Origin of the sequence: Methylobacterium sp. C1, assembly GCF_001854385.1 — a bacterium.
Lineage (GTDB): Bacteria > Pseudomonadota > Alphaproteobacteria > Rhizobiales > Beijerinckiaceae > Methylobacterium > Methylobacterium radiotolerans.
The window spans coordinates 3,515,800-3,527,483 of the sequence record NZ_CP017640.1 but is presented as its reverse complement, the minus strand read 5'-3'; the positions used below and the strand labels follow the sequence as shown (position 1 = coordinate 3,527,483).

Here is an 11,684-nt window from a genome sequence, read left to right as displayed (position 1 = left end):
CGCCCCGTGACCGTCCGTACTCAGACCCAGACCGAGGATGCCGCGCCCCGCGCCTCCCTGGCCCAGACCCTGTCCCGACCGCTCGGCTGGCCCCGCGCCGTGTGGGAGGCGATCGGCCAGCGCGCCTCGTCGAGCCTGACGCGCCGCATCGTCGTCCTCAATCTCGTCGGGTTGATCGCGCTCCTCGTCGGATTCCTGTACCTCAATCAGTTTCGCCAGGGCCTGATCCAGGCCCGGATCCAGAGTCTCGCCATCCAGGGCGAGATCATCGCTGGGGCGATCGCCGCCTCGGCGTCCGTGGACACCGACACGATCCGCATCGACCCCGACAAGCTGCTGCAGCAGCAGGCCGGCGAGGCGGCGGAGGAGGAATCGCAGCCGCTCGCCTTCTCGCTCAACCCCGAGAAGGTGGCGCCGCTCCTGTCGCGGCTCGTGACGCCGACGGGCAACCGCGCCCGTGTCTACGACCAGGAGGGCGGCCTCCTGTTCGACACCCGCACCCTGTTCAAGCGCGGCGATGCCAGCCGGCCCGACCCGTTGGAGCCGAAGCCCCACAAGCCCGGGATGCTCGAATCCGCCTTCGAGGCGATCCAGTCCAAGCTCGGCGGCCTGTTCCGCAGCCGGACCGAGACCGCCGAGGAGACCGGGCCGGTGAACGGCCACTCGCTGCGCGAGGTCCAGGCGGCGCTCGGTGGCAATCGCGGCAGCCTCGTCCGCCGGAACAAGCTCGGCGAGACCACCGTCTCGGTGGCGGTGCCGATTCACCGGGCCGGCTCGGTCCGCGGCGCCCTGCTGATCTCGACCCAGGGCGACGCAATCGACCGTGTCATCGCCTCGGAGCGGTTCGGCCTGCTCCAGGTGTTCCTCGTCGCGTCGGCGGTGATGGTGGTGCTGTCGTTCCTGCTGGCGGGCGCGATCGCGGGACCGGTGCGCCGCCTCGCGGAGGCCGCCGAGAAGGTCCGCATGGGCATCAAGACCCGCGAGGAGATCCCGGACTTCACCGAGCGCACCGACGAGATCGGCCACCTGTCCGGCGCCCTCCGGGACATGACACAGGCCCTCTACCGGCGGATCGACGCCATCGAGAGCTTCGCGGCGGATGTCAGCCACGAGCTGAAGAACCCGCTGACCTCGCTTCGCAGCGCGGTGGAGACGCTGCCGCTCGCCCGGAACGACGAGTCCCGCGGCCGGCTGATGGCGATCATCCAGCACGACGTGAAGCGCCTCGACCGCCTGATCAGCGACATCGCCGACGCCTCGCGCCTCGACGCGGAGCTGGCGCGCGCCGAAGCGCGCCGGGTCGATCTCCGGCGGCTGCTCACCACGGTCGTGTCGGTCGCCAACGAGCGGCGGCGCCCCAAGGATTGCCTGATCCAGCTCGACGTCGAGGCGACGGGCTCCGAGCAGGACGCGCCGTTCACGATCATCGGCCACGACAGCCGGCTCGGGCAGGTGGTCAACAACCTGCTCGACAATGCCAGGTCATTCTCACCGACCGACGCGAAGGTCCGGGTCGTGCTGCGCCGGGTGCGCGGCGAGGTCGAGATGATCTGCGAGGACGAGGGTCCGGGCATCCCGGAGCACGCGCTGGAGCGGATCTTCGAGCGCTTCTACACCGACCGGCCGGAGCAGGGCTTCGGCCAGAACTCGGGCCTCGGCCTGTCGATCTCCCGGCAGATCGTCCAGGCCCACCGCGGCACGATCCGCGCCGAGAACCGGCCGGGCGCTCCCGACGAGGACGGCGAGCCGACGGTGCGCGGCGCCCGGTTCGTCGTGCGCCTGCCGGCGGCGCCGCGGCAGCTCCACGCCTGATGGTCACCCTGCACGGCGCCTGCATCGCGCTGCGCGGGGCCGGCATCCTGATTCGCGGTCCATCGGGCGCGGGCAAGTCCAGTCTCGCGCTCCTGCTCGCCGCCGCGCCGGACGGGGCCTTCGTGGCCGACGATCGGGTCGTCTGCGCGATTCGCGACGGGCGGGTCACGGCCGCTGCCCATCCCGCGCTCAACGGACGCGTGGAGGTCCGCGGCCAGGGGATCCTGTCGGCGGTCGATCTGGGGCTCGACGTACGGCCGGAGGCGGTGCTGCACCTCGCCGTCGATCTGGTGGAGACGGCGTCGCGCCTGCCGGATCCGCCGGCCGACGCCGACATCCTGGGGGCCGCTGTGCCGCGCCTCGTCCTCGACCGAGGCGTCCGCGCGGCCGGCCTCGCGCCGCTCCTCGTCCGTGCGGCGCTGCGAAAACCGCGGCCGTGACTTCGCAGCCGCACAGGCGGCTCGATTCGCCCAAGACTGGTATCCCCCATGGCGCACACGCGGCGACCGTGGCATGATCGTGGGAATGTCCGGGCAAAAAAGTCGCGTTCGCCTTGTGGGGGGCTGTGCGATGCACAACATGGCGGCACACACAGGACGTTGGAACACGTGTCGATGATTGGCATGGTGCTCGTCACCCACGGACTCCTGGCGACCGAGTTCAAGGCCGCGCTGGAGCACGTGGTCGGCCCGCAGGATCAGATCGAGACGATCACGATCGGGCCGGAGGACGATATGGAACTGCGACGCCGGGACATCATGTCCGCGGTCTGTCGTGTGAATACCGGGGACGGTGTGGTGGTGCTGACCGACATGTTCGGCGGCACCCCGTCGAACCTCGCGCTCTCCTGCATGAACGGCGGTTCGGTGGAGGTCGTGGCGGGGATCAACCTGCCGATGCTGATCAAGCTGGCCAGCGTCCGCGACGAGGAGAAGCTCGGCGACGCCGTGCTCCACGCCCAGGAAGCGGGCCGCAAATACATCAACGTCGCCTCGCGGGTCCTGGCGGGGAAGTAAGTCTCCGCGATCAGGCTTCCACAACGGCCGTCGGCGGAGCGGAGCGCCGGGCGCTCACGGTGATACCCACCGACGCCGCGATCACCAGCGCGATCGCGAGCCACTGGACCGCGCTGATTCGCTCTCCCAGCAGCACGAGTCCCGCGCAGGCCGCCACGGCCGGCTCCAGGCTCATCAGCACGCCGAAGCTCTTCCGGTCGAGCCGGCGCAGGGCGACCATCTCCAGCGAGTAGGGCAGGGCGCTCGACATCAGCGCCACCGCGAAGCCCGCGGCCAGGAGACCGGGCGCCAGCAGGGCCGGACCGGCCTCCGCCACGCCGAACGGCGCCACGACGAGGGCCGCCGTGAGCATGCCGAGGGATACGGCCTGCCCACCGTCGATGCGCCCGGCGCGCTGCCCGAACAGGATGTAGAGCGCCCAGCACAGGGCGGCGCCGAGATCGAGCGCGATGCCGATCGGGTCGAGGCCGTCCGGGTTGGCGATCGGCAGCAGCAGCGCGAGCCCGGCGATCGCCACGCCGATCCACAGGAAATCCGAGCGCCGCCGCGACGCGATCAGCGCGACCGCCAGCGGCCCGACGAACTCGATGGCCACGGCCGGCCCGAGGGGCAGCCGCGCTAGGGCGAGGTAGAACAGGAGGTTCATCAGCCCGAGGGCGGTCCCGTAGAGGGCGATCCAGCCGGCCTCGCGCGCCGGGAGGCTGCGCCGCCACGGCCGCCAGATCGCGATCAGGATCAGGGCGGAGAAGCCGACCCGCAGGGCGGAGGTCCCGGCCGCGCCGACCGCCGGGAACAGGCTCTTGGCAAAGGTCGCGCCGCACTGGAGCGAGACCATGCCGGTGACCAGCGCCGCCACGGAGAGCACCGTATCCCCGAGGCCGAACCTGATCCGTGACACGCGACGACCATCCTCAGGACCGGGCCAGGGCGCTCGCTTAGCAGATGCCGCGGCCGCCGCGGCCTACGCCGGGCCTCATGGCTCACGCCAGCCCCGCGCGGGGCTCGCCACGCCGGGCTCGCACCGGCCGCCGATGCGCGACGGTGCAGCGATCTGCCCTCACAGGATGAAGCGGCTCAGATCCGCGTTCGACGCCAGATCCTGCACCCGCTCGCGCACGTAGGCCGCGTCGATCGGCACCGTCTCGCCCGACCGGTCGGTGGCGGTGAAGGAGATCTCGTCGATCACCCGCTCCAGAACCGTCTGGAGCCGACGCGCGCCGATATTCTCCACCGAGGAATTCACCTCCACGGCGACCCGCGCGAGGGCGTCGACCGCGTCGTCCGTGAAGGTCAGGGTGACGCCCTCGGTCTCCATCAGCGCGACGGTCTGCTTGAGCAGGCTCGCCTCGGTGGCGGTCAGGATCTGCTTGAAGTCGTCCACCGTGAGAGGCTGCAGTTCCACCCGGATCGGGAGGCGGCCCTGCAGCTCGGGCAGGAGGTCTGCCGGCTTCGAGACGTGGAAGGCGCCCGAGGCGATGAACAGCACGTGGTCCGTCTTCACCGGCCCGTGCTTCGTGGCCACGGTGGTGCCCTCGATCAGCGGCAGCAGGTCACGCTGCACGCCCTCGCGCGAGACGTCGCCGGACGAGCGGCCCTCGCGGGCGCAGATCTTGTCGATCTCGTCGAGGAAGACGATGCCGTTGTTCTCGACCTCGCGGATCGCCTCGCGGACCAGCGCCTCGTCGTCGACGAGCTTGTCGGATTCCTCGGCCATCAGCGGCGCGTAGGCGTCCCGCACCAGGATCCGCCGCGGCTTCCCGCGCTGGCCGCCGAGCGCTTTGCCGAGCATGTCGCCGATGTTGATCGCGCCCATGGAGGCGCCCGGAACGCCGGGAATCTCGAACATCGGCATGCCGGCGGGGGCGCTGGAGGTCAGCTCCAGTTCGACTTCCTTGTCGTCGAGCTCGCTGTTGCGGAGCTTGCGCCGGAAGCTGTCGCGGGTGGCCTGGCTCGCCGTCGGGCCGACCAGCGCGTCGAGGATCCGGTTCTCGGCGGCGGCCTCGGCCTTGGCCTTCACGCCCTCGCGCTTGGCCTGCCGGGTCAGGCCGATCGCCACCTCGACGAGGTCGCGGACGATCTGCTCGACGTCGCGGCCGACATAGCCGACCTCGGTGAACTTGGTGGCCTCGACCTTGAGGAACGGCGCGTTGGCGAGCCGGGCGAGGCGGCGGGCGATCTCGGTCTTGCCGCACCCGGTCGGCCCGATCATCAGGATGTTCTTGGGCGCGACTTCCTCGCGGAGCGGACCTGTGAGCTGCTGGCGCCGCCAGCGGTTGCGCAGCGCGATCGCCACGGCGCGCTTGGCGTCGTGTTGCCCGACGATGAACCGATCGAGTTCGGACACGATCTCGCGGGGAGAGAACGTCGTCACCGCTTTGCCATCCCTGTTCCCGGCCCGAAATCGGCCCCGCGCCGGGAATGGGGTCGCGCGCGGTCCCGCGCAAGGGGCCGCGCGTCGGCCGGTCGCCGCCTCAGTGCGCTGCCGGGACCGCCGCGGCGTCGCCCTTGTCGTGCTGGCCGAACCGCTCGACCAGGGTCGCACTGGCCTCGTTCAGGCCGACGACCGCGACGTCGCGGCCACGGGCGCGAGCCTTGAGGACGACCCGGTCGAGGGCCCCGATGGCGGAGATGTCCCAGAAATGCGCCGCGTGGACGTCGATGACGAGGCGCTCGACCGGCTCCAGCACGTCGATCGCCTCCGAGAACGTGCCCGCCGAGGCGAAGAACACCTGCCCGGTGATGGTGTAGGTCCGGGTGCGGCCGTCGGCCGAGAGGGCCGACGTGATCCGGTTGAGCCGGGCGACCTTGCCGGCGAAGAACACGCCGGAGAGCAGCACGCCGACAAGCACGCCGACGGCGAGATCCTTCGTGGCGACCACGACCAGGACGGTCACCAGCATCACCGCCGAGGAGGGCAGCGGGTTGGTGCGCAGCCGCAGGAGGGAGCGCCACGAGAAGGTGTTGATCGAGACCATGATCATCACGGCCGTCAGAGCCGCCACCGGCACGACGGCGAGCAGGTCCTGCAGCGCCACGAGGAGCACCAGCAGGAACGCCCCCGCGACCAGCGTCGAGAGACGGCCGCGGGCGCCCGAGGAAACGTTGATCACCGACTGGCCGATCATCGCGCAGCCGCCCATGCCGCCGAACACCGCCGACGCCATGTTGGCGATGCCCTGACCCACGCACTCGCGGTTCTTGTCGCTGCCGGTGTCGGTCATGTCGTCGACGATCTGCGCGGTGAGCAGGCTCTCCAGCAGGCCGACGGCCGCGAGCGTGGCCGCGTAGGGCAGCAGGATTCGCAGGGTCTCCAGGCTGAGGGGCACATCCGGCAGGGCGAAGCTCGGCAGCGCGGAGGGCAGGGCGCCGAGATGGGCGACCGTGCGCACGTCGAGGTGGAACATCGCGGTGATCGCCGTCAGCACCGCGATCGCGACGAGCGGCGCGGGGATCGCGCGGGTGATCCGCGGGAACCCGTAGATGATCGCCAGACCCAGGGCGATCAGCCCGTAGGTCGCGGGCGTCACGCCGGTGAGCTCGGGCATCTGCGCCAGGAAGATGAGGATGGCGAGCGCGTTGACGAACCCGGTCATCACCGATTGCGAGACGAAGCGCATCAGCCGGCCCAGCCGGAGGAAGCCGGCCAGGATCTGGATCAGGCCCATCAGGATCGTCGCGGCGAAGAGGTACTGGACACCGTGCTCGCGCACGAGGTCGACCATCACCACCGCGGTGGCGGCGGTGGCGGCCGAGATCATCGCCGGCCGCCCGCCCGCGAAGGCGATGGTGCAGGCGATGACCACGGAGGCGTAGAGGCCGACCTTCGGGTCGACTCCGGCGATGACCGAGAAGCCGATGGCCTCGGGGATAAGCGCCAGGGCGACGACGATCCCCGACAGGGCGTCGCCGCGCAGGTTGGAGGTCCACGACCGGACATATCCGGCGTTTCGGGTCACGGGTGTCGACATCGATGAATCCGCACGAGCGGCGCCCCCGCGTCGCTGGCGGGTCGAGGCGCGTCTCGAATGCGTGGTCCGGCGGATCGGCGGCCGGAAGAGCCACCCGGGCTTTCACCGGGTCCTTGCGAATGCGCCGACCCTAGGGGGCCGGGCACCGCAATGCAACAACGCTCAGGAAAACGGCCCGCGACGCCGTCCCCGTCGCCACTGGCGCCGCTCCGCATTCCCGCCCTGGCGGAACCGTCGGTCCGGTCCGCTCAGGCCGCGCGCACCTGCGCCACGAAGCCCGCCACCTCGCCGCCGAGCCCGTTCGAGCGGCGGGCGATATCGGCGGCGGCGTCGAGGACCTCCGCGGCGCTGACGCCGGTCTCCCGGGCCGCACCCAGGACCAGCGCCATCGTGTCGGTGACGGCGCGGGTGCCGCTGGCGGCCTCCGAGACGCTGCGGGCGATCTCCTGGGTGGCCAGCTGCTGCTCCTCGACGGCGGCCGCCACACCGAGGGCGATGCCGTGGACCTGCTCGATCGTGCCGCCGATCTCCTCGATCGCCGCGACGGCGTCGTGGGTCGCGGTCCGCATGGCGGCGATCTGCCCGGCGATCTCCTCGGTGGCCTTGGCGGTCTGCGTCGCGAGGTCCTTCACCTCGGTGGCGACGACCGCGAAGCCGCGCCCGGCCTCGCCGGCCCGCGCCGCCTCGATCGTGGCGTTGAGGGCCAGCAGGTTGGTCTGGCCGGCGATGGTGGAGATCAGGGAGACGACCTGCCCGATGCCGTCGGCGCTGCGGGCGAGCGCCTGGACGCTCGCCCGGGTCCGCCGCGTCGCCTCGACGGCGCTCTCGGCGGCCGTCGAGGTCTGGGTCACCTGGACGCCGATCTCGCTGGCGGTGGCGGCCAGCTCCTCGGTGGCGGCGGCGACGGCCTCGACGTTGTGGGCCGTGGTCTCGGCCGCGCGCGTGACCGACTGCGACTGCGTGCCGGCGTGCTCGGCGTTGCCCGCCATGGTCGCGGCGGCGCGCTCCAGCCCGGCCGCGGCACCGGCGAGGTGCTCGACCAGGCCGCCGATGCTGCCCTGGAAGCGCTCGGCCAGCCCGGCCATCTCGGAGCGCTTGCGCGTCGCCGTATCGGCCTGCATCCGCTCGTGCTCGTGCCGCAGGGTCTCGGCCTCCCGCATCGTGTCACTGAAGACCTGCATGCTCGTCCAGATCGCGCCGATCTCGTCGCGTCCCGGCTTGACGGCGGGCAGGGTGAGATCGCCGCGCGAGAGGCGCTGGATCGCGTCCGAGACCGCCCGCAGCGGCCGGGCGATCTGTCGCTGGCCGATGAGCAGTCCGAGGGCGCAGCAGATCACGGTCCCGACCAGGGCGAGGCCGAGGAGCAGCAGCGTGCGCGCCTCGAACAGCGCCTGGGTGTCGGCCTTGATCGCCGTCATCTCGGCCCGGCCCTGTTTCACCAGGGCGTCGATGCTCGCCTGGAAGGCCTTGCGGTTCGCCCGGTTGGCGTCGTTGAACCCGAGCTCGGCGGCCGCCTTGGGGCCGGTCGTGTCGCCCGCCTCCGCGAGGGCGCTCCGGAGGGCGCGGAACGCGTCGGCGTTGCGCACCATGGTCTCGAAGAGCGGCCGCTCGGCCTCGGTCACCCGCGGCGCCCAGTCGGCCCGCAGCGCATCCATCTCGGCGAGACCTTTGCGGATCCCGGCGGTGTACTTGGCGGCCTCCGCCCGGTCGGCGGAGGCGTAGACGCCGCGCGAGTCCATGGTGACTTCGGCGGCGAGGCGGTTGAAGTTGGCCGCGTCGAGCGCCCGGACCGAGGCGCTCTCGACGCTCGCCAGCGAGCGCTCGAAGCTCTTCAGCGTCGCGACGCTGACCCCCGCCACGACCAGCGTCGTCAGGCTGCAGGCGCCGACGAAGCTCAGGAGTTTTCCGCCGATTTTCATTGCTATCCAACCGTCGAGGCGCGATTGGCGTCAAAATGCAGGTTATTCGTCAAGACGTAGTAAACTGAGACGATCCGGAATTATTTGTCCTGGCTCGATACTGGAGCGCCCGTGACGCACGGGGCCGGCGCGGCGCGTGCCGCGCCGAACCCGGTCAGGCCGCCCGGACGGTGTCGAGGAAGCGGCTGACCTCGGCGGTCAGGTGTTCGGATTGCCGCGACAGCTCGGAGGCCGCGTCGAGGACCTGGCCGGCGGCGACGCCGGTCTCATCGGCGGCGCCGGCGACGCCGGAGATGTTGCTCGTCACCTCGCCGGCGCCGATCGCCGCCTGGGAGACGTTGCGGACGATCTCCTGGGTCGCCGCACCCTGCTGCTCGACCGCGGCGGCGATCGAGGTCGCCACGCCGCTGATCTCGCGGATCCGGTCGGTGATGCCGGCGATCGACGTGACCGCCTGCCCGGTCGAGGCCTGGATCTGAGCGATCTGGCCGGCGATCTCGTGCGTCGCCTTGGCGGTCTGCTCGGCCAGCGCCTTGACCTCGGAGGCGACCACCGCGAAGCCCTTGCCGGCGGCCCCGGCCCGGGCCGCCTCGATGGTGGCGTTGAGCGCCAGCAGGTTGGTCTGGCCGGCGATGTTGGAGATCAACCCGACCACGTCGCCGATCCGCGACACGGAATTGCTCAGCTCTTGGACGAGGGCGCCGGTCTGATCGGCATCGGAGACGGCCCGCTGCGCCAGGAGCGCCGAACCGTCCACCTGCCGGCCGATCTCCTGCACCGACGAGCCGAGCTCCTCGGCCGCGGCCGCGACGGTGTTGACGTTCGAGGCGGCTTCCTCGGCGGCTGCCGCCACCGTGTTCGACTGGCTCGACGTCTGGGACGCCGTCGCCGACATGGTCCGGGCGGTCGCCTGCAGCTCGGTGGCCGAGGATGAGACCATGCCGACGATCCCGCCGACCGCCCGGTCGAAGCCGTCGGCGAGCTCGATCATGGTCCGGCGCCGCTCGGCCGCGGCGGCCGCGTCGGCGACGCGCTTCATCTCGGCCTCCTCGGCGGCCTTCTTGGCGACCATCGCCTTGATGCCGTCCACGGCGCGCCCGACGGCGCCGATCTCGTCGCCTCGGGCGGCCTCCTCGATCTCGGCCTCGATCTCGCCCCGGGCCATGCGCTGCAGCACCGCCACGAGACGGCCGAGGGGCCGGGTCAGCATCGCGAAGACGAGGAAGGCCAGCAGCACCGCGATGACGACGCTGGCGAGGCTGCCGAGGAGGCTCGCGAGGTAGGCGGCGCCGAAGGAGCGCGCCTGCTCGTCGCTCCGGGCCGTCAGGAGGTCGCGTTCGGCCTTCTCGGCCTCGCCGATCTTGGCGCGCAGCGCGTCCATGGACGCCTTGCCGGCGCCGCTCGCCTCGATCTGCCGGGCCTTGTCGAGGTTTCCGGCCTCGACGAGGGCGATCTCCTTCGCGGCGATGTCCTTCGACCACGTCTCCGCCGAGCCGCGCACGGCCTCCAGGCGCGCCTGCTGGGCGGCATTGTCCGCGGTGAGCGACCTGGCGCTCTCGAGGGAAACCTTGAAGGACTTCTGGCCGGCGTGGAGCGGCTCCAGAAATTTCGGGTCGCCCGCGATCAGGTATCCGCGCAGTCCGGTCTCCTGATTGACCATCGCCTGCGTGAGGCCGTCGAGGGCCGAGATGACCTGATACGAGTGCTCCGTCAGATGATTGACGCGCTCGATCGAAGAAAGATGAGTGTATCCGATGACGCTGATCCCGACCGTGACCGCCGCCAAGGTGCCGAAAGCGGCAGTCAGTTTCGTTACGATCCGGACGTCATTGATCGAGCGCATAGTCAGTCCTCAGGGTCCCATTCGGGAATTCGGTTCTCGTTCCCTGCGGTCAGTAATAATTTATACGATGTAAATTTTGTCTTACTTTGGGCATTAACGCCGTAGACAGCTCTGACGAAAGGTGTTGAGAGCGCGCCGCCCGCGATCAAATTTCTGTGCGCGCCCGGCGTTCTTCTGTCGTCGGCGGTTACAACCTCAGATGAGTGTTGACCGGTCAAGGTCTTCGTCGGCGCTACGGTCGCATTACCGGTACAGACGGGTGGCGGCAGACCCGAAAATCGGTGCAGGACCGTATTCGCGCGCGGTGCAGCTCGCGCGGAAGCTGTGGTGCGCTGCCGTCAGCCGGACGCGCGCCGTGCTGTGCTGCTGAGCTTCGAGCGCCAGCGACGGCAGGCGGGCGCGGCGAGGAACGCCTTGCGCGCGCGACGCCGCGGCGAGGACGGTCGGGCCGGCGCGACCCGGCCCCGCGGAGCCCGGTCTCAGGCGTCCAGCGCCTCGATGACGAGGTTGCCGTTGGTATAGACGCAGATCTCGGCGGCGATCGCCATGGCCCGCCGGACGATCGCCTCAGCGTCGAGGTCGCCCTCCTCCAGCGCCCTGGCGGCCGCTAGGGCGTAATTGCCGCCGGAGCCGATGGCCATGACGCCGCTCTCGGGCTCCAGCACGTCGCCGGAACCCGACAGGAGCAGGCTGACTTCGCGGTCGGCGACGAGCATCATCGCCTCGAGGCGACGTAGGTAGCGGTCCGTCCGCCAGTCCTTGGTCAGTTCCACGCAGGCCCGGGTCAGCTGGCCGGGGTACTGCTCCAGCTTCGCTTCGAGGCGCTCGAACAGCGTGAAGGCGTCCGCGGTGGCGCCGGCGAAGCCGCCGATCACCGCGCCCTTGGCGAGGCGCCGGACCTTGCGGGCGTTCCCCTTCACGATGGTCTGGCCGAGGCTGACCTGACCGTCGCCGCCGATGACGACGCGACCGCCCTTGCGGACCATCAGGATGGTGGTCGCGTGCATCTGGGGGACGGCGCCCCGGTCGTCGTACCTGAATGCGTCCTGGCTCAAGATTCGGCTCCGCTCTCGATCGCGCCGAGATGGGGAGCATCGCCGGCCGAGTCCAGCCGGTCCGGGACCCG

At 70.9% G+C, this 11,684-nt stretch carries 9 protein-coding genes and 1 other annotated feature; of the genes, 3 read left to right on the top strand and 6 right to left on the bottom strand.

What is annotated here, in order from left to right; all coding sequences use genetic code 11:
• Positions 1–6 precede the first annotated feature (6 nt).
• The 3 genes from BKE41_RS16375 (at position 7) to BKE41_RS16365 (ending at position 2,828) form a co-directional block, all read left to right on the top strand.
• A complete protein-coding gene (locus BKE41_RS16375; RefSeq protein WP_024829532.1) occupies positions 7–1,812 on the top strand; it encodes a sensor histidine kinase in 1,806 nt (601 codons plus the stop codon).
• On the top strand, positions 1,812–2,252 hold the full coding sequence (locus BKE41_RS16370) for an aldolase (RefSeq protein WP_024829533.1): 441 nt from the start codon (positions 1,812–1,814) through the stop codon (positions 2,250–2,252). The genes BKE41_RS16375 and BKE41_RS16370 overlap by 1 nt, the downstream gene beginning before the upstream one ends.
• Positions 2,253–2,426: 174 nt before the next feature.
• The gene (locus tag BKE41_RS16365; RefSeq protein WP_010682249.1) at positions 2,427–2,828 is read left to right on the top strand and encodes a PTS sugar transporter subunit IIA; all 402 of its coding nucleotides are present in this window, start codon (positions 2,427–2,429) and stop codon (positions 2,826–2,828) included.
• A 10-nt stretch (positions 2,829–2,838) separates the two neighbouring features.
• Here the strand turns inward: BKE41_RS16365 and BKE41_RS16360 are convergent, their stop codons facing one another.
• The 6 genes from BKE41_RS16360 to hslV form a co-directional block, all read right to left on the bottom strand.
• Positions 2,839–3,726: a DMT family transporter gene (locus BKE41_RS16360; RefSeq protein ID WP_070999837.1), complete on the bottom strand. Its 888-nt coding sequence runs from the start codon at positions 3,724–3,726 to the stop codon at positions 2,839–2,841.
• A gap of 159 nt (positions 3,727–3,885) precedes the next feature.
• On the bottom strand, positions 3,886–5,199 hold the full coding sequence (hslU, locus tag BKE41_RS16355) for an ATP-dependent protease ATPase subunit HslU (protein WP_012320033.1): 1,314 nt from the start codon (positions 5,197–5,199) through the stop codon (positions 3,886–3,888).
• Between the two features lie 100 nt (positions 5,200–5,299).
• Positions 5,300–6,796: a SulP family inorganic anion transporter gene (locus BKE41_RS16350; protein WP_012320032.1), complete on the bottom strand. Its 1,497-nt coding sequence runs from the start codon at positions 6,794–6,796 to the stop codon at positions 5,300–5,302.
• A gap of 60 nt (positions 6,797–6,856) precedes the next feature.
• Positions 6,857–6,912: a sequence feature (sul1 is cis-regulatory element that is thought to sense ions involved in sulfur or methionine metabolism; They are found in Alphaproteobacteria), on the bottom strand.
• A gap of 132 nt (positions 6,913–7,044) precedes the next feature.
• Complete coding sequence (locus tag BKE41_RS16345; protein ID WP_024829536.1) at positions 7,045–8,715, bottom strand: methyl-accepting chemotaxis protein; 1,671 nt, start codon at positions 8,713–8,715, stop codon at positions 7,045–7,047.
• A gap of 154 nt (positions 8,716–8,869) precedes the next feature.
• Positions 8,870–10,558, bottom strand: coding sequence for a CHASE3 domain-containing protein (locus BKE41_RS16340; protein ID WP_012320030.1), 1,689 nt, complete (start codon positions 10,556–10,558; stop codon positions 8,870–8,872).
• 479 nt (positions 10,559–11,037) lie between these two features.
• Positions 11,038–11,565, bottom strand: a complete 528-nt coding sequence (gene hslV, locus BKE41_RS16335) for an ATP-dependent protease subunit HslV (protein ID WP_024829538.1) — start codon at positions 11,563–11,565, stop codon at positions 11,038–11,040.
• Positions 11,566–11,684 lie beyond the last annotated feature (119 nt).